This is a genomic window from Thermomonas sp. LB-4, from assembly GCF_036409385.1.
GTDB lineage: Bacteria > Pseudomonadota > Gammaproteobacteria > Xanthomonadales > Xanthomonadaceae > Thermomonas.
This window is the reverse complement of sequence record NZ_JAXOFT010000005.1, coordinates 50,394-68,074: the sequence shown is the minus strand read 5'-3', so window position 1 is coordinate 68,074 and position 17,681 is coordinate 50,394. Positions and strand designations below refer to the sequence as shown.

Genomic DNA, 17,681 nt, shown 5'->3' with positions numbered 1-17,681 from the left:
CCTGGTTGGGGGAAAGTGGATCCCCGGCCAGGGATGGCCGGGCTCTTGCGGAGCGATCCGCATGAAAACCGCACAACGAAAAAGCCCGCATCCTTCGATGCGGGCTTTGGGTGATTCCGGCTTGCTGTCGCTTCGCCTATGCGCGGGCCCGCAGCCGCGCACGATGGTTCGTGCCGCGATTATTGCGGTTGAGGTTGTTGGCGTTGGCGGCGAAGAAGCGCATGGGCCGACTATGGCACGCCGGATCGGGAACGCGCAAGCGCCCCCTCAATCCGCCAGCAGCCGCGCCATCAGCGCCAGGTACAGGTCCGGCAACCGCTCCAGGTCGGCCACCCGCACGTGTTCGTCGACCTTGTGGATGCTGGCGTTGACCGGGCCGATCTCGATGCACTGCGCGCCCAGGGGCGCGATGAAGCGGGCGTCGGAGGTGCCGCCGCCGGTGCTTTCCTCGGGCAGCGCGCCATCGGTGAACGCGGCCAGCACTTCGCGCGCCGCAGCGCGCAGCGGGCCTTCCGGGGTGTGGAACGGCTCACCGCCGCGATGCCAGTGGAGCGCGTATTCGAGGCCGTGCGCGCGCAGCACCGCCTCGCATTCGGACTCCAGCCGCTCCGCGCGCCAGTGCGGGTTGTAGCGCAGGTTGAACAGCACCTGCAGCTCGCCGGGGATGACGTTGTTGGCGCCGGTGCCCGCGTGGACGTTGCTGATCTGCAGGGAGGTCGGCGGGAAGCTCTCGTAACCCTCGTCCCAACGCTTCGCCGCCAACGCCGCCAGCGCCGGCAGCGCCTGGTGGATGGGATTGCGCGCTTTTTCCGGATACGCGACGTGGCCCTGGACGCCATGCACGGTGAGCGTGGCCGACAGCGTGCCGCGGCGGCCGACCCGCAGCAGGTCGCCCAGCGTTTCCTTCGACGACGGTTCGCCGGTGATGCACCAGTCGATGCGCTGGCCGCGCTCGCGGAACACCTCGGCGGCCTTGCGCACGCCGTCGATGGCATCGCCCTCCTCGTCCGAGGTCAGCAGCAGCGCCACCGTGCCAGGATGGTCCGGATGCACGGCGACGAAGCGTTCCAGCGCGACCACGAATGCGGCCACGCTGCCCTTCATGTCGGCCGCGCCGCGCCCGTACAGCACACCCTCGCGGACTTCCGGCACGAACGGATCGCTGGCCCAGGCCTCGCGTGGGCCGGGCGGCACCACGTCGGTATGGCCGAGCAGCGCCAGCACCGGGCCACCGTGGCCGTGGGTAGCCCAGAGGTTGTCGACCTCACCGAAGCGCAGGTGTTCAATGGCGAAACCGGCGCGTGCCAGCCGGTCTGCAAGCAAGGCCTGGCAACCGGCATCGTCCGGCGTCACCGACGGCCGCGCGATCAGTTCGCGGGTGAGGTGGAGTACGTCGCTCATGATTCCAGTCCCTCTCCCCTCGGGAGAGGGAGTCAAGTTCAAACGCCGAACAGCTTCTTGAAGCCATTGTCGGAAAAGCCCTGCGATACCGTGCCGTCGTCCAGCACCACCACAGGCCGCCGGATCAGCTGAGGGTACTCCTTCAGCAGCAGCTTCCACTCGGCATCGCTGCCCGGCGCCTTGCGGTTCGGCGGCAGCTGCCGCCACGTCGTGGACGACTTGTTGACGAGCGCATCCCAGCCGCCCGCCGCGTCCTTCCATCCCAGCAAGGTTTCCGGCGATTGGCGCTCGTCGCGGTAATCGACGAACGCATGTTCGATGCCGAAGCGCTTGAGCCAGTTCAGCGCCTTCCTGCAGGTGTCGCAGTTCTTCAGTCCGTACAGCGTCGCGGCCATCTCAGCGTTTCACCACCGGCAGTTCGATATAGCTCGCATTATCCGCCGAATGATGCACCGCGTTGTCGGCCACCACCGCCTCGCGCTCGGTTTCGTTGGGCCCGCCGGTATTGAGGTTGCGGGCGAACTTCGGGAAGTTGGAGCTGGTGATCTCGACGCGGATGCGGTGGCCCTTGCCGAACTGGATCGAGGTGGTGATCGGCGTGGGCTTGAGCGTGTACACATTGCCCGGCCGCATCAACTCCGGCTTGACGTAGCTGTCGCGGTAGCGAGCGCGCAGGATGGTGTCGCCGATGATCCAGGCGGTGCCGTCGGGCGCCACGTCGACCAGCTTCACGGCGAAATCGGTGTCCTTGGCGCTGGACGACACCTTCAGCACCGCATCGACGAAGCCGGTCACTTCCATCGGCGCCTCCAGCGGCTCGCTGGTATAGACCAGCACGTCATGGCGCGACTCGATCTGGCGCTGGTCGAACGCGCCGGGGATGACCACGCCGCCGTTGCAGCAGTCGCCGCCGCCGATGGTCTGCACCGGGTTGGCCGGGTCGTAGCGGTAGCTGTCCTTTGGCTCATCCGCGCGCGGGGCCTCGAACGACAGCAGACCGTCGCCGTACATCGAATTGGCCTTGCCGCCCGAGCGCAGGTACATGCGCACCGGCTGCGCCGCCTTCGGCGGCCACTGCGCGTCGGACTGCCAGCGGTTGGCGCCCATGGTGAAGTAGCGCACGTGCGGCGTGTCGGCCGCGAACGCCTTCGGCTGGTTCTTCAACCAGCGGTCGAAGAACCCGAAGATCTGCTGGTTGACCGGGAAACTGGCGTCGCCCATCTCGCGGTCGCCCACCTTGTAGTCCTTGCCCAGCCGCGCGAACTGGCAGTGCGGGTTCGGCGCCACCACCACGTACTGGTTGGCGCTGGCCTCGCGATCCGAGTTGACGCTGCGCGCATGGTTGTACAGCGCCATGTTCGGGCCGATGGACACGTCGTACCAGCTGTTGAACCACAGCGCCGGCACGCCCCAGCCCATCGAGTCGTCGTACAGGCCACCCTTTTTCCACTCGGCATCGCCGGGGCCGCGCGCGATCATCGACTCGAAGGTCGCCGGCGGTTCGCCCAGCGACGAGAGCAGGCTGGCGTACGGCAGATGCCAGATGTGCTTCTTCCATTCGACGTCGGGCTTGTCGGCATCGAGGTCGTTGTACCGCGCGATCCGCGCGCGCATCGGCCCGGTCAGGTCCTGCGGCAGCTGCGCGCGCAGGGGATTGTCCACGCCGTACATCCAGATCGCGAACAGGGTGCGCGGCACGCCGCCTGTGTAGAAGTTGCCCTGCTCCCAGAACGGCCCGACCTTGCCGATGCCGGCGCCGGCCGCCATCGGCACCATCGCCGCATGCGCCGGATGGTTCATCGCCGCCAGCGCCAGCTGCCACTCCGCCGACGACGAGCAGCCCAGCGTGCCGACCTTGCCGTTCGACCACGGCTGCTTGGCGATCCAGCTGAGGGTGTCGTAGCCGTCCGTCTGCGGGTAGCCGAGGATCTCGTACTTGCCCTGGCTGAAATAGCGGCCGCGCTCGTTCTGCACGATGAAGGCGTAGCCGTTGCGCACAGCCTCGGCGGCGAAGCGCGCGGTGCTACCGCGCAGGACGTGCTCGTTGTAGGGCGTCTTCCACAGGATCGTCGGCAGCGGGCCCTTGGCGCCCTTGGGCCGCCAGATGTTGGTGGACAGGCCAACGCCATCGCGCATCGGCACCAGCAGCGCGACCTCGGAATCTGCGATCGACGCCAGTTCGGCGCGCAGCCCGTCATCGCCGTAGCGCGAAAGATCCTGCGCGGAATTGGCCGATGCAGCGGTCAGTGCGGCGACCAACAGCGTGATCGACAGTCTCTTCCTCATGACGCGTCTCCCCAAGGGTGATGCAGCTGTGTCGCATGCCCGGCAGATGAGCACCCCTGCCGAAAGTCACATATCCGCAAGAAGGGCTGGTCGGCGGGCGAATTCCGCGACCATCGGCGGCATGGATGCCGCCGATGAGCCTACATGGACGTACTTGCGGCGTGTCGCGGAATTCGCCCGCCGACCAGCCTCGCGACAATTCCGCGTGATCAATCCGCCAACCCGCGCAGCAACTCGTTGACGCTGGTCTTGCTGCGGGTCTTCTCGTCCACCTGCTTGACGATCACCGCGCAGTACAGCGAATGGCTGCCGTCGGCCGCGGGCAGCGAGCCGGACACCACCACGCTGTACGGCGGCACGCTGCCGTAGCTCACCTCGCCGGTCATGCGGTTGTACACGCGCGTGCTCTGGCCGAGGAACACGCCCATGCCCACCACGCTGTGGTGGCCGACCACGAAGCCTTCCACCACTTCCGAACGCGCACCGATGAAGCAGTGGTCCTCGATGATGGTCGGCCCGGCCTGCAGCGGTTCCAGCACGCCGCCGATGCCGACGCCGCCGGACAGGTGGCAGCCCTTGCCGATCTGCGCGCAGCTGCCGACCGTGGCCCAGGTATCCACCATCGTGCCCTCGCCGACATAGGCGCCGATGTTGACGAAGCTCGGCATCAGCACCACGTCGCGCCCGATGTGGCTGCCCGCGCGCACCACCGCGCCCGGCACCACACGCGCGCCGAGTTGGCGGAACGCGGCTTCATCGAAACCGGCAAAGCGCGCCGGCACCTTGTCCCAGAACGGCGCGGGCGCGGCATCGACCAGCGCCATGTCCTGCGTGCGGAAGTACAGCAACACCGCCTTCTTCAGCCACTGGTTGACCTGCCAGCCGCCGTTGCCGTCGGGTTCGGCCACGCGCAGTTCGCCGCTTTCAAGGCCAGCGATGGCGCGATCCACGGCAGGCCGCACGCGCGCAGCGATGTCATCGGCGCCCAACTCCGTGCGGCGCTCCCAGGCGTCTTCCAGCGTGGCACGCAGGGCGTGGAGGTCCTGATCCGGGTTCATCGTTGTTCTCCGTCAAGGGCGGCCAGCAGCGCGTCGCGCAGGGCGTCGCGCCGGCCGGGCGCAAGGGGGTGGTTGTGTTCGTCGCTGACCAGCAGCAGGTCTTCCGCGCGCGCGCCGAAAGTGGCGATCCGCGCATCGTGCACGCGCAGGCGATGCTCGCGCAGCACCCGCGCGACGTCGGCCAGCAGGCCGGGCCGGTCGGTGCAGACCAGGCCGATGCGGGTGCCGCCGGCCATGTCGGTGAAATCCAGCTGCGGGGCCACGCGGAAGTGGCGCAGGTGGCGCGGCTGGCTGCGCCGCGCCGGCAAGATGCGGTCAAGGTCGCCGGCCAGCGCGCGCGCCAGCGCCGCCGCCAGCAGCGCGGGCTGCGGCGCCTGCCGCTGCTCCGCCGGCAGCACGTGGAAAGTGTCGAAGATGGTGCCGTCCGGCCCATCCAGCACCCGCGCCTGCAGCACGCTCATGCCCAACCGGTCGAGGGTGATCACGATGGCCGCGAACAGGCCGTCGCGATCGGGCATGTGCACCAGCACGTCAAGCCCGTCGCGGCCGTCGCGGCCGGGAATAGCGCGTGCCGCCACCACCGGCGCCGGCGGCACCGTGCCGTGCAGCGCCGTAGCCTGCCAGGCGATTTGCTCCGGGCGGCTGCGCAGGAAATTCTCGTCCGGCATGCGCGCGAACATCGCCGCCACGTCGGCCTCGCCGTGCCCCGCCGCCAGCAGCAGCGCGCGCGCCGCATCGCGGTGCTCGGCGATCCGCTCGACCGCCGCCACCGGCTGGCCCAGCCCGCGCCGCAGCGCCAGGCGGGTGGCCGTGTGCAGGTCGGCCAACAGCTGGTCCTTCCAGCTGTTCCACAGCTTGGGCGAGGTGCCCGCGATGTCGGCGCAGGTGAGCAGGTAGAGATGGTCGAGGCGCTGGCGGTCGGCCGCCTCGGCGGCGAAGCGGTGGATCACCTCGGGATCGGTGATGTCCTGCTTCTGCGCGGTCACCGACATCAGCAGGTGCTTGCGCACCAGCCATTCGACCAGCGCGGTGTCGGCCTCGGACAAACCATGCGCCTCGCAGAACGCGCGCGCGTCCACCGCGCCGAGTTCGGAATGGTCGCCGCCGCGCCCCTTGCCGATGTCGTGGAACAGGCCCGCAAGCAGCAGCAGCTCCGGCTTGCGCAGCGACGGCCACACGTGGTGCGCGACGGAGAAGCGCGGGTCGGCTTCGCCACTGGCGAAGCGGTCGAGGTTGCGCAGCACCGCCAGCGTGTGCTGGTCGACGGTGAACACGTGGAACAGGTCGAACTGCATCCGCCCGGACACGCGCTGGAAGGCGGGGATCCAGCGCCCCAGCACGCCGGAGCGGGCCATGCGTTCGAGCGTCCTGACCGGCTGCGGGCCGCGCAGAAGTTGCAGGAATGCCGCGCGCAGCGCCGGCGTCGCATCGGTGTATGCGGGGACCTGCGGCAACTCCTGCGCCAGCTCGCGCGCGGTCTGGGAATGCAGGCCGCGCAGGCCGGGATCGGCCGCCCACGCGGCGAACAGCGCGAACAGATGGGCCGGGTCGCGCGCCAGCCAACCCGGCATGCGCGCCGCCAGCCAGCCGCCGCGGCGCTCGAAATCCGCATCGATCGGCTCCGGTGCGGCCACGCCTTCGAAATGCTCCTCGAAACGCTGCAAGAGGCGGTCGCCGATCCGCCGCACCACCGCCGCACTGCGGTAGAAGTCCTGCATCATCTTTTCGACGCCGAGCGAGTCGGCATCGTCGGCGTAGCCCAGGCGCGCCGCCAGCAGTTTCTGGTAGTCGAAGCGCAGGCGCTCCTCGCGCCGCCCCGCCACCAGGTGCAGGCCATAGCGCAAGCGGCACAGCGCGCGACGCTCGCGCTCCAACGCAGCGGCCTCGTCCCAGCCCAGCCGGCCCAGCTCGATCAGCCGGTCCAGCGCGTGTACGCCGAAGCTGCGCAGCGCCAGCCAGCCCAGCAGGTGCAGGTCGCGCAGGCCGCCGGGGCCATCCTTGAGATTGGGCTCGAGGTTGTCGGAAGTGTCGCCGAAGCGCGCGTGGCGGCGGCGCTGCTCCTCGCACTTGGCCTCGAAGAAGGCTTCCGGTGGCCACACCCGCGCCGGTGCGATGGCCTCGCGCAGCGCCTCCGCGGTGGCGGCGGCGGCGCACAGCGGGCGCGCTTCGATCAGTGCGGTGAGCACGCTGTGGTCGTCGCCGGCGGCGACAGTGCATTGCTCAGCCGAGCGCACCGCGTGGCTGGCCTCCAGGCCCGCGTCCCACAGCAATGCCACGAAGCGCGCCAGTGCCGCCTGCCACGCCTGCTGCGCATCGGGCTCTGCCAGCACCAGCAGGTCGATGTCGGACTGCGGGAACAGCTCGCCGCGGCCGTAGCCGCCCACCGCGAACAGGGCCAACGGCGCGTCCTCGGGAAGGCAGCGCCGCCACGCCGCGCACACCTGCGCATCGACCGCGCGCGCGCGCAGGGCGATCAGGCGGTCGGCGGGATGGCCCGCATCGAAGCGACGCGCAAGGCGGGCGTCGATGCGCGCCTGCGCGGCCTTCGCCGCGGCGGACCAGGCAGGATCACCGCCCGCCGGCGCGCTCACAGGTCGTTGTCGTCGCCCGGCAGCCGGGTCAGGATTTCCACCCCGTCGCGGGTCACCGCCACGGTGTGCTCCCACTGCGCCGACAGCTTGCGATCCTTGGTGACCACGGTCCAGCCGTCCGGCAGCAGCCGGGTGTGGCGGGCGCCTTCGTTGATCATCGGCTCGATGGTGAAGGTCATGCCCTCCTCCAGTACCAGTCCCTCCCCGGGGCGCCCGTAGTGCAGCACCTGCGGATCGTCGTGGTACACCTTGCCGATGCCGTGGCCGCAGTAGTCGCGCACCACGCTGAAGCGCTGCGCCTCGGCATAGCTCTGGATCGCGTGGCCGATGTCGCCCAGCGTCGCGCCCGGCTTGACCGCGCGGATGCCGCGGAACATCGCCTCGCGGGTCACGTCCACCAGCCGCCTGGCCATCACCGACGGCGTGCCGACGAAATACATCCGGCTGGTGTCGCCATGCCAGCCGTCCTTGATGACGGTCACGTCGATGTTGACGATGTCGCCGTCCTTCAGGACCTTGGCCTCGCTGGGGATACCGTGGCAGATCACGTTGTTGACCGAAGTGCACACGGTCTTGGGGTAGCCGCGGTAGCCGATGTTGGCCGGGATCGCGCCCTGCACGTTGACGATGTGGTCGTGGCAGATGCGGTCGAGTTCCTCGGTGGTGACGCCCGGCTTCACGAACGGGGCGACCACCTGCAGCACTTCGGCGGCCAGCCGGCCGGCCTCGCGCATTTTCTCGATCTCGGCCGGGGTCTTCAGATTGATAGTCATTTGCGGATTATCGCGCATCGGGGAGACTGTTAGCGCAGTTTGGCGGATCATCGCCCGGTGCTGGGGCGCGCTGGGGGAAGAGCCCGCCGCTCGATCCAGTCATCCACGACTGATGTCGCGGCCGCGGGCCATCCATGGCCCGCTCGGGCTCTTCCCCCAGCGCGCCCCAGCACCTCCCTGCGACCAGACCGCTGGCCGGGGGCGAGCGCGGAGCCGGGCAGGATGCCCGGCGCGCGAATCGGGCCGGGGATGGCCCGACTGAGGGACAAGCCGCTCCCGGCCAGCGGTCTGGTCGCAGCCATGATTTGCCCGCATACCCCGTCTCGCCTATAATTCCGCGGCTTTACCCGCCATGCCGGGCGTCACCGGCAAATCCACACCTGTCGGCAATCCCCGCTCCGGGGTGCCCGCGCAAGCGGGTTCGGAAGCGGTGACGACGGGGAGGCCCAACCCCGGAATCCAGCGCCAGCCAATGCGGCCGCGGCGCAGCGCCCTCATCCAACCGGCGCGGGTTCCATCATCGGAGTTTCAGAAATGCCCCAGATCACCATGCGCCAGATGCTGGAAGCCGGCGTCCACTTCGGCCACCAGACCCGCTACTGGAATCCCAAGATGGCGCCGTACATCTTCGGTGCCCGCGGCAAGATCCACATCATCAACCTGGAAAAGACCGTCCCCCTGTTCAACGACGCGATGAACTTCATCAGCGGCGTTGCGCAGAAGCGCGGCACCATCCTGTTCCTGGGCACCAAGCGCAGCGCGCGCGAGGCGATCAAGGAAGAAGCCGAGCGTTGCGGCATGCCGTTCATGAACCAGCGCTGGCTGGGCGGCACCCTGACCAACTTCGCCACCGTCAAGAAGTCGGTCGCCCGCCTGAAGGAACTGGAAGCCGCGGAAACCGACGGCACCTTCCAGAAGCTGGTCAAGCACGAAGTGATGGGCCTGCGCCGCGAGCGCGACAAGCTGGAAGCCTCGCTGGGCGGCATCAAGGAAATGAACCGCCTGCCGGACGCGATCTTCGTGATCGACATCGGCCATGAAGACATCGCCATCAAGGAAGCCAAGAAGCTCGGCATCCCGGTGATCGCGGTGGTCGACACCAACTACGACCCGAACCTGGTCGACTACGCCATCCCCGGCAACGACGACGCCATCCGTGCGGTGCAGCTGTACGCCCGCGCCGCCGCCGACGCGGTGCTGGAAGGCAAGGCCGCCGCCCCGAACGCCGCCAACGTGCGCGAGGAAGACTTCGCCGCCGCCGTCGAAGGCGAAGAAGCCAAGCCGGCCGGCCGCAACGGCAAGAAGGGCGAGTAATCGCCCCGACCCGCGGCCGCGCCCTGCTGCGCGGCCGCGGGTCGCATCTGCTCGTCGTTCCCGCGAATGCGGGAATCCAGCCCCTCCGGCGCCCGCCGGTTCCAACCGCTGGATCCCTGCCCCTGCGGGGATGACGTTTCCAAACATCTGGAGGTAAACCCCATGGCTGAAATCACCGCTTCCCTGGTCAAGGATCTGCGCGAGCGCACCGGCGCCGGCATGATGGAGTGCAAGAAGGCACTGACCGAAAACAATGGCGACATCGACGCCGCCGCCGAGTGGCTGCGCAAGTCAGGCCTGGCCAAGGCCGACAAGAAGGCCAGCCGCGTCACCGCCGAGGGCCGCGTGGCCGCCGCCGGCAACGGCGGCAAGGCCGTGCTGGTCGAGATCAATTCCGAAACCGACTTCGTGGCCAAGGACGGCAGCTTCGTCGCCCTGTGCGAGGCCATCGCCGCTGCCGCGCTGGCCTCCGGCGCCGCCGACGTCGAAGCCCTGAAGAGCGCCAAGCTGGCCTCCGGCGAAACCGTCGAGGAAGCCCGCGCCGCCGCCATCGCCAAGCTGGGCGAGAACATCCAGGTGCGCCGCATGGTGCGCGTGGACGGCAACAACAACGTCGCCGCCTACGTCCACGGCGGCAAGATCGGCGTGCTGGTCGAGCTGGCCGGCGGCGACGCCGACCTGGCCCGCGGCCTGGCGATGCACGTTGCCGCCATGAACCCGCCGCACAACAAGGCGTCCGACGTCCCGGCCGAGTTCGTGGCGAAGGAAAAGGAGATCGAGCTGGCCAAGATGAGCGAGAAGGACAAGGCCAAGCCCGCCGAGATCCTGGAGAAGATCATCAGCGGCAAGATCAACAAGATCGTCAACGAGGTCACCCTGTACGGCCAGCCCTACGTGCTGGACGGCGACAAGACCGTCGAAGCCGTGGTCAAGGCCGCCGGCGCCGACGTGCTGGGCTTCCAGCGTCTGGTGGTCGGCGAAGGCATCGAGAAGGTGCAGGAAGACTACCTGGCCGAAGTCGCCAAGGCGATGCAGGTCTGATCTTCCGCAACACCTGATCCACGAAAAACCCGCCGGCGACGGCGGGTTTTTTTGTTGCCCGCGCGGGGATCAGGCGCGGTGGTAGGGATGGTTGGCCAGCAGCGCCGCGGCGCGGTAGAGCTGTTCGGCCAGCACCAGCCGCACCAGCATGTGCGGCAGCGTCAGCGGACCCAGCGACCAGTGTTCGTCGGCACGGGCAATGACTTCGGCGGCGTGGCCCTCGGGGCCACCGATCAGGAAGGCGAGGTCGCGGCCCTGCCCGCGCCAGTGTTCCAGACGCCGGGCGAGTTGTTCGGACGAATGCATTTTTCCGCGACCGTCGAGGGCGACCACGTGCGCGTTCTTCGGCAGCGCGGCCAGCACGCGCGCGCCTTCGTCGCTCATCGCCCTGGCGGTATCCCGGCCCTTGCCGCGCACGCCGGGCTCGACCTCGACCAGCTCCAGCGGCAGCCAGTGCGACAGCCGCTTCTGGTATTCGGCGAAGCCCTGCGCCACCCAGCCGGGCGCGCGTTCGCCGACGGCGACCAGGCGCGCCTTCATCCCTGCGGATCGCCTGCGACGTACAGGAAGTCCGCCCCCATCTCCGACAGCTGGCGCTGCTGCCTGAGCCAGCGCTTGAACAACTGCGGCTGCTGCAGGTCGCGCAGGTCGCTGCGCATCACGTCCAGATCGGCTTCGACTTCGCGCTTGCAGCGCGCCAGCAGCTTGTCCAGCTGCAGCGGCTTCGGCCGCGCCGCGGGGTCCAGCCCGTAGTCCGCGCAGAAGCCGTGCTCCACCTGCGCCAGTTCCCGTGCGATCTCCTGGCACTGCCGCGACAACTCGCGGTTGTACTGCTGCAGGCGCGCATCGGTGAGTGCATCCACCCCGGCGGCGTCCAGCAGGCCGATCTCGACCTGCAGTTCAATCAGGCCGATCAGGTCCCCGGCCTTGTAGGCGGCGTTGAGCCGCTGCATCAACACCGTCCGGCGCTGGCTGTCGGCGGCGTCGCGGGCGCGATCCGGATGCAGGCTGGCCGCCAGCTTGCGGTAGAGCTCGCGCAGCGGCGGCGGCTCGTCGGCCTGCCGTTTGGCGGCTTCGCGCTGCTGCCGTCGCGCCTTGCGCTGGCGCGCATGCTCCTGCTGCTGGTGCCAGCGCGCCTGCGCCTGTTCGAACGCGGCGTCCGGCGACTCCATCGCCTCCACTTCTTCGGGCGACAGGCCGAACGCAGCGCCGACCATCTGCTTGAACATCGCATCCGATTCGGACACGTCCGCGTCGGCGTCGAGGCCCTGCCGACAGTGGCGGTGGTAGAGCGGCTCGAGGTCCGCGCGGCCGGCCTCGATCAGCGGCGCGGCCAGCCGGCAAATCAGTTCCGAGAGGAAAGCGCGGTCGCGCTTGGCCAGCTTGATGGTCGCATCGCTGTGGTCCAGCAGTTCCACCAGCGCCACCTCGAGTTCGCGCTGCTGCGCCAGCAGCGGGGCCAGCTGCGACTGATGGCGTTGGTGCCAGCGCGGCAGGGCCTTGGCCCACGCATGCAGCTCGCCGCGTTGCCGTTGCAGCGCGGACACCAGCTTGTCGAAGCGCTTGCGCGCCGGGCTTGCCGGGGCGCGCAAGCCGGCCCCAGCCTGCAGCTGCTGCAGGGCGCTGTCGGCCGCCACCGGCGCAACCGCCGAGGCGGCACGCGGCTTATTCGTCTTCGCCACCCGCTGCCGGCGGCTGGTCGCCCACCGACCACAGCCGCTCCAGCGCATAGAACTCGCGCACCCGCGGCAGCATCACGTGGACGATCACGTCGCCCAAGTCCACCAGCACCCATTCGGCCTCGCGCTCGCCTTCCACGCCAAGCGGCATCACGTCGAGCTTCTTGGCGAAGCGCACCACTTCGTCCGCCGCCGACTTGACGTGGCGGGTGGAGGTGCCGGAGGCGACCACCATGTAATCGCAGACGCTGCTCTTGCCGCGTACGTCGATCTCCACGATGTCCTTGGCCTTGAGCTCTTCCAGCCCGTCGTGCACGGCCTTGAGCAGGGCCTCCACGGAGGGCGGCGGGGTGGGCAGGCTGGTCTTGATGACTTGGGCGGCGGTGGTCAAGGGCGATCGCTCGATGGAAACGCGGGCAGTATAACGGCCGGGTTGCGGTAGAGATGAAGGCTGTCGATACGCGCGGCCACGGCCGCCGGCACCCACTCCCGCCACGGTTCGCCGGCGGCGATGCGGCGGCGCAGCTCGCTGGAGGACTCCGGCCGAAGCTGCGCCAGCGGCAGCAGGACGAAACCGCCCGCCGGCCCCTCCGCCAACGCGTCGGGCGGCAGCCAGCGGCCATTGATCTGGGCCAGTACCTGCGGCGCCTGCTCGCGCAGGCGCGCGGCGTCCAGCCTCGCGTCCGGCCGCTGCACGGCGACGATATGCGCGAGATCGAACAGTTCGCGCCAGCGGTGCCAGGTATGCAGCTGCAGCACCGAATCGGCGCCGACCAGCCAGACCAGCGGCGCGCCGGGGCCGGCTTCTGCTCGCAGCTCGGTCAAGGTGTCGAAGGTGTAGGACGGGCCGGCCCGGTGCAGCTCGCGCGGATCCACCCGCAGCCCCGGTTCGCCTTCGATCGCCAGCGCCAGCAGCTGTGCGCGCTGGTCGGCGTCGGCATGGGTGGCGTCCTTGTGCGGCGGATCGCGCGCCGGCACCAGCGCCACTTCGGCGTGCAGCGCATCACGGGCGGCGCGGGCGATGGCCAGGTGCCCGTTGTGCACCGGGTCGAAGCTGCCGCCGTAGAAGACCCGCAGCGAGGAATTCACGATGCCAGCAGGCGCAGCGCGCCGGGATCCGCAACTGCCAGCAGCAGGCGTTCCAGCTGCAGCCAGGCGTCGTGTGACTCGCGGCCCTGCCGCACCCGGCCCTTCGAAATGCGGTCCACGCCGCCGGCCTCAACCAGCAACCGCTGCCAGCGCTCCGGCGGATGGCGGGCCAGCGCGCGCTTGTAAACGGCCTCCTTGGCCGGCCAGATGCGCTGTGCCCTGCACTCGGCCGCAAAGTTGCGGGCGCGCGCAAGCGCGGCAACGGTGTGCAGCTCCTTCACCACCATGCCCATCAGCGCGGGGATCGCCTCGCCTTCCGCCTTCAGGCCGGCAATGACCCGCGAAACCTGCGCCGGCTGCCCGTTCAGCGCGGCATCCACCAGCCGGAACACGTCGAAGCGCGCGGAATCGGCAACCAGCCCATCCATCCGCGCCACGTCCAGCGCCTCGGCCTGCCCCGGCAGCAGCAGCGCCAGCTTGTCCACTTCCTGCGCCGCCGCCAGCAGGTTGCCTTCCACCCGCTGCGCCAGCCGCGCCACCGCGTCGGGCGTCGCCTTGATACCGCGGCTGCGCAGGCGCTGGCCGATCCAGCCGGACAGCTCGTGCGGCTTCACCGGCCAGGCGACGGCGAGGTGCCCGGCGCGGGCGACGGCCTCGCTCCATTTGCCGGCGTGCGACTTCGACCATTCGCCGGCAACCACCAGCAGCACCACGTCCGGCGGCGGCGCGGCGCAGAAGCCGGAGATCAGCTTCGCCCCTTCCGCGCCGGGCTTGCCGGTGGGCAGCCGCACTTCCACCAGCCGCCGGCTGGCGAACAGGCTGGGCGCGTTGATCGACGCGTCCAGCCCGCCCCAGTCGGCATCGCGGCCGTCCATGTCGTGCACTTCGCGGTCGGGGATGCCCTGCGCGCGCGCGGCGGCACGAATGGCGTCGGCAGCCTCCAGCACCAGCAGCGGTTCGCTGCCGGCAACCAGGTAGATGGGCCGCAGCGGCTCGTTGGCCACTTGCCCGGCAAGGCGGTCGGCGCCCAGTTCCATGCGAGCTGCCGGCGTCAGGGTGCGACCGGCTTGGAGGCGGCGTCGACGCGGCGCAGGATCGCCGCCGCCATGTCGCGCCGGAGCTCGCGCACCAGCATCTCGCGCTCGCTGGCCTTGCCGATGGAGTCCACCGCCGGCGCCAGGTAATCGCGCGACAGCTCCACCGCCTGCTGCGGCACCGCGGTGCTGCCGTCGGCGCGGCGCAGGCTGAACACCACCGCATAACGCAGCGCGTATTCCTGGGCGCGGCCGGACTGGTCGTTGCTGATCGGCGTGTCCGCCCACTGCTCGGAAATCACCTGCAGGGTGGCCACCCCTTCGCTGGCCTCCGCGGGGGCCGCCTGCGCGCCTGCGCGCTGCAGGCCCTCGGCCAGCAGATCGCCCAGCGGGCTGTAGCGATCGGCCGCCAGCACCCGCACCGGGCCCAGGTCGGCCGGCAGGTTGAGGGCGTTGCGCAGGTGGAAGCCGCAGCCGGACAGCAGCGCGGCGGACAGGGCAAGGATGGCGAGGCGGGATTTCATGGGGGGCAGTCTAGGCGAAAACGGCAAGGCTTTTACCCGTCATTCCCGCGAAAGCGGGAATCCGGCTTTTGACTTGAACGCAACCACCAAAGGCTGGATCCCCGCTTTCGCGGGGATGACGAGCGCGATCAGACAACGATGTTCACGATCTTGCCCGGCACCACGATGACCTTCTTCGGCGCCTGCCCGGCCACGAACGCGGCCACGTTGGGTTCGGCCAGCGCGGCGGCTTCGATCGCCTCGCGCGGCGCGTCAACCGCGATCTCGATGGTGCCACGCAGCTTGCCGTTGACCTGCACCGCCAGCTTGATCGCATCGCGCACCAGCGCGGCGGGGTCCGCCTGCGGGAACGGCACGTCCTCCAGCAGCGTTTCCGGATGGCCCAGCACCTGCCACAGGGCGTGGCTGATGTGCGGGGTGATCGGGTTCAGCAGCAGGACGATGGCCTCGAACGCCTCGTGGCGCACCGCTCGGCCCTGGTCGGACAGATCGTTGAACTTGCCGATCGCGTTCATCAGCTCCATCAGCGCGGCGATGGCGGTGTTGAAGGCGTGCCGGCGCGCGTAGTCGTCGCCGACCTTGGCGATGGCTTCGTGCACCTGCCGGCGCAGCGCCTTCTGCGGCGCGTCCAGCGCGGCAGGATCGACCGCCGGATGGTCCGGCTGCGCGGCATGCGCGTGCACGTCGCGCCACAGCCGGCGCAGGAAGCGCGCCATGCCTTCCACGCCGGCGTCGCTCCATTCCAGCGACAGGTCCGGCGGCGCGGCGAACATCGAGAACAGGCGCACGGTGTCGGCGCCGTAGCGGTCCACCAGCAGCTGCGGGTCGACGCCGTTGTTCTTCGACTTCGACATCTTCTCGGTGCCGCCGATCTTCACCGGCTGGCCGTCCGCGGCCAGCGTGGCGCCGGTGATGCGGCCCTTGTCGTCGCGCTGCAGCTCGACATCCGCAGGGTTGATCCATTCCTTGCCGCCGTTGTCCAGCTCGCGGAAGAAGGTGTCGGCGATGACCATGCCCTGGGTGAGCAGGCGCGTGGCCGGCTCGTCGCTGCGCACCAGCCCGGCGTCGCGCAGGAGCTTGTGGTAGAAGCGGAAATACATCAGGTGCAGGATCGCGTGCTCGATGCCACCGATGTACTGGTCGACCGGCAGCCAGTAGTTGGCGCGCTCGTCCACCATGTCGGCCGCGCCCGGCGAGGTGTAGCGCGCGTAGTACCAGCTCGACTCCATGAAGGTGTCGAAGGTGTCGGTCTCGCGCTCGGCCGCGCCGCCGCACTGCGGACAGGTGGTCTTGCGCCATTCGGGGTCGGACTTGATCGGCGAATGCACGTCGCCGGAAGCGAATGCGTCGGCCACGTCCTCCGGCAACACCACCGGCAGCTGGTCCTCCGGCACCGGCACCACGCCGCAGCCGGTGCAATGGATCACCGGGATCGGGCAGCCCCAGTAACGCTGGCGCGAGACGCCCCAGTCGCGGAGGCGGAAGTTGACCCGCCGGGTGCCGGTGCCGGCCAGCTCGAACTTCACCGCCAGCGCCTCGAACGCGGCGTCGAAGTCCATGCCGTTGAACTCGCCGGAGTTGATGAGCCAGCCGCGCTCGGTGTGCGCGCCCTCCTCCTCGATCCGGCGCAGGTACTCGCGCACCATCGCCACGGCCGCGTCGATCTCGTACACGTCCACCGGGGCATGGCCCCCGAGCGCCACCGCCATCGGATCGTCGTGTTCCTTCAGGTGCGAGGACATCTCCTCCAGCGCGTCGCGGGTCGCCGCATCGACGATCACCGGCTTGACCGGCAGCCCGTAGGCCTTGGCGAACTCCCAGTCGCGCGCATCGTGCGCCGGCACCGCCATCACCGCGCCGGTGCCGTAGCCCATCAGCACGAAGTTGGCGACGTAGATCGGGATGTCCTCGCCGGTGAGCGGGTGTCGGGCCCACTGGCCGGTGGCCATGCCGCGCTTTTCCTGGGTCTCCAGTTCCGCCTCGGACACGCCGCCCTGCTTGAGGCCGGCGATGAAGTCGGCCAGCTCGGGGTTGGCGCGCGCGGCCTTCTGCGCCAGCGGATGCTCGCCGGCGATGCTGATGAAGGTCACGCCCATCAGCGTGTCCGGGCGGGTGGTGAAGACCGTCAGCGGCGCCTCCTCGCCATCGACCGGGAACTGGATCTCCAGTCCCTGGCTGCGGCCGATCCAGTTGCGCTGCATGGTCTTGACCGAGTCCGGCCAGCCTTCCAGCTTGTCCAGTTCGTCCAACAGCTCCTGCGCGTAGTCGGTGATGCGCAGGAACCACTGCGGGATCTCGCGCTTCTCCACCAGCGCGCCGGTGCGCCAGCCGCGGCCGTCGATCACCTGCTCGTTGGCCAGCACGGTCTGGTCCACCGGGTCCCAGTTCACCACCGAATTCTTGCGGTAGGCCACGCCCTTCTTCAGCAGGCGCACGAACATGCGCTGCTCGTGCACGTAGTAGTCCGGCTTGCAGGTGGCGAACTCGCGGCTCCAGTCGATGGCGTAGCCCAGCGACTGCAGCTGCGTGCGCATGTGCTCGATGTTGGCGTAGGTCCACCTGGCCGGCGCGGTCTTGTTCTTGATCGCGGCGTTCTCGGCCGGCAAGCCGAACGCGTCCCAGCCCATCGGCTGCAGCACGTTGTGGCCGGTCATCCGCTTATGGCGGCTGATCACGTCGCCGATGGTGTAGTTGCGCACGTGGCCGACATGCAGCGCGCCCGACGGGTACGGCAGCATCGACAGGCAGTAGTACTTCGGCTTGCCGGCGTCTTCCTTCACCTCGAAGGCGCGGTTGGCGGCCCAGAACGACTGGGCGGCGGATTCGACGGTGCTGGGATCGTAGATGGCGGGCTCGGACACGGCGGAAGGCACGGGGGAATCGGACCGGCA

At 69.5% G+C, this 17,681-nt stretch carries 15 protein-coding genes; 2 read left to right on the top strand and 13 right to left on the bottom strand.

Going from position 1 to position 17,681, the window contains the following annotated elements; translation table 11 throughout:
• Nucleotides 1-267: 267 nt before the first annotated feature.
• The 6 genes from dapE to map all read right to left on the bottom strand — a co-directional run bounded on the left by dapE (nt 268) and on the right by map (nt 8,109).
• Nucleotides 268-1,401: a succinyl-diaminopimelate desuccinylase gene (dapE, locus tag SPK54_RS05850; protein ID WP_330946987.1), complete on the bottom strand. Its 1,134-nt coding sequence runs from the start codon at nt 1,399-1,401 to the stop codon at nt 268-270.
• Nucleotides 1,402-1,439: 38 nt separating this feature from the next.
• Nucleotides 1,440-1,796: a Spx/MgsR family RNA polymerase-binding regulatory protein gene (locus SPK54_RS05845; protein WP_330946986.1), complete on the bottom strand. Its 357-nt coding sequence runs from the start codon at nt 1,794-1,796 to the stop codon at nt 1,440-1,442.
• Nucleotide 1,797: 1 nt separating this feature from the next.
• Entirely contained in the window at nt 1,798-3,687 is a 1,890-nt protein-coding gene (locus SPK54_RS05840) for a CocE/NonD family hydrolase (protein WP_330946985.1), read from the bottom strand.
• Nucleotides 3,688-3,896: 209 nt separating this feature from the next.
• Nucleotides 3,897-4,745 (bottom strand): 2,3,4,5-tetrahydropyridine-2,6-dicarboxylate N-succinyltransferase, encoded by an 849-nt coding sequence (gene dapD, locus SPK54_RS05835; RefSeq protein WP_330946984.1) that lies wholly within the window; start codon nt 4,743-4,745, stop codon nt 3,897-3,899.
• The gene (gene glnD, locus SPK54_RS05830) at nt 4,742-7,336 is read right to left on the bottom strand and encodes a [protein-PII] uridylyltransferase (protein ID WP_330946983.1); all 2,595 of its coding nucleotides are present in this window, start codon (nt 7,334-7,336) and stop codon (nt 4,742-4,744) included. The genes dapD and glnD overlap by 4 nt, the downstream gene beginning before the upstream one ends.
• Nucleotides 7,333-8,109 carry a type I methionyl aminopeptidase gene (map, locus tag SPK54_RS05825; RefSeq protein WP_330946982.1) on the bottom strand — a complete coding sequence of 259 codons (777 nt, stop codon included), beginning with the start codon at nt 8,107-8,109 and terminating at the stop codon, nt 7,333-7,335. Before map ends, glnD begins: the two co-directional genes overlap by 4 nt.
• 534 nt (nt 8,110-8,643) lie before the next feature.
• Between map and rpsB the strand changes: the two genes are divergently transcribed.
• A complete protein-coding gene (gene rpsB / locus SPK54_RS05820; RefSeq protein ID WP_330946981.1) occupies nt 8,644-9,423 on the top strand; it encodes a 30S ribosomal protein S2 in 780 nt (259 codons plus the stop codon).
• Nucleotides 9,424-9,585: 162 nt separating this feature from the next.
• Nucleotides 9,586-10,464: a translation elongation factor Ts gene (tsf, locus tag SPK54_RS05815; RefSeq protein WP_330946980.1), complete on the top strand. Its 879-nt coding sequence runs from the start codon at nt 9,586-9,588 to the stop codon at nt 10,462-10,464.
• Nucleotides 10,465-10,533: 69 nt separating this feature from the next.
• On the opposite strand, the gene rlmH is transcribed toward tsf, so the two are convergent.
• The 7 genes from rlmH to leuS form a co-directional block, all read right to left on the bottom strand.
• On the bottom strand, nt 10,534-11,004 hold the full coding sequence (rlmH, locus tag SPK54_RS05810) for a 23S rRNA (pseudouridine(1915)-N(3))-methyltransferase RlmH (RefSeq protein ID WP_330946979.1): 471 nt from the start codon (nt 11,002-11,004) through the stop codon (nt 10,534-10,536).
• Nucleotides 11,001-12,146, bottom strand: a complete 1,146-nt coding sequence (locus SPK54_RS05805; RefSeq protein ID WP_330946978.1) for a J domain-containing protein — start codon at nt 12,144-12,146, stop codon at nt 11,001-11,003. The genes rlmH and SPK54_RS05805 overlap by 4 nt, the downstream gene beginning before the upstream one ends.
• Entirely contained in the window at nt 12,130-12,534 is a 405-nt protein-coding gene (gene rsfS / locus SPK54_RS05800; RefSeq protein WP_330946977.1) for a ribosome silencing factor, read from the bottom strand. Before rsfS ends, SPK54_RS05805 begins: the two co-directional genes overlap by 17 nt.
• On the bottom strand, nt 12,531-13,232 hold the full coding sequence (nadD, locus tag SPK54_RS05795) for a nicotinate-nucleotide adenylyltransferase (RefSeq protein WP_330946976.1): 702 nt from the start codon (nt 13,230-13,232) through the stop codon (nt 12,531-12,533). Before nadD ends, rsfS begins: the two co-directional genes overlap by 4 nt.
• Nucleotides 13,229-14,269, bottom strand: coding sequence for a DNA polymerase III subunit delta (gene holA, locus SPK54_RS05790; RefSeq protein ID WP_330946975.1), 1,041 nt, complete (start codon nt 14,267-14,269; stop codon nt 13,229-13,231). Before holA ends, nadD begins: the two co-directional genes overlap by 4 nt.
• Before the next feature lie 14 nt (nt 14,270-14,283).
• A complete protein-coding gene (gene lptE, locus SPK54_RS05785; protein ID WP_330946974.1) occupies nt 14,284-14,790 on the bottom strand; it encodes an LPS assembly lipoprotein LptE in 507 nt (168 codons plus the stop codon).
• 128 nt (nt 14,791-14,918) lie between these two features.
• Nucleotides 14,919-17,651: a leucine--tRNA ligase gene (gene leuS, locus SPK54_RS05780; protein ID WP_330946973.1), complete on the bottom strand. Its 2,733-nt coding sequence runs from the start codon at nt 17,649-17,651 to the stop codon at nt 14,919-14,921.
• Nucleotides 17,652-17,681 lie beyond the last annotated feature (30 nt).

Coding starts and splice junctions, on each gene's coding strand:
- dapE (WP_330946987.1), bottom strand. CDS start 1,401: ATGAGCGACGTACTCCACCTCACCCGCGAACTGATCGCGCGGCCGTCG.
- SPK54_RS05845 (WP_330946986.1), bottom strand. CDS start 1,796: ATGGCCGCGACGCTGTACGGACTGAAGAACTGCGACACCTGCAGGAAG.
- SPK54_RS05840 (WP_330946985.1), bottom strand. CDS start 3,687: ATGAGGAAGAGACTGTCGATCACGCTGTTGGTCGCCGCACTGACCGCT.
- dapD (WP_330946984.1), bottom strand. CDS start 4,745: ATGAACCCGGATCAGGACCTCCACGCCCTGCGTGCCACGCTGGAAGAC.
- map (WP_330946982.1), bottom strand. CDS start 8,109: ATGACTATCAATCTGAAGACCCCGGCCGAGATCGAGAAAATGCGCGAG.
- rpsB (WP_330946981.1), top strand. CDS start 8,644: ATGCCCCAGATCACCATGCGCCAGATGCTGGAAGCCGGCGTCCACTTC.
- tsf (WP_330946980.1), top strand. CDS start 9,586: ATGGCTGAAATCACCGCTTCCCTGGTCAAGGATCTGCGCGAGCGCACC.
- rlmH (WP_330946979.1), bottom strand. CDS start 11,004: ATGAAGGCGCGCCTGGTCGCCGTCGGCGAACGCGCGCCCGGCTGGGTG.
- holA (WP_330946975.1), bottom strand. CDS start 14,269: ATGGAACTGGGCGCCGACCGCCTTGCCGGGCAAGTGGCCAACGAGCCG.
- lptE (WP_330946974.1), bottom strand. CDS start 14,790: ATGAAATCCCGCCTCGCCATCCTTGCCCTGTCCGCCGCGCTGCTGTCC.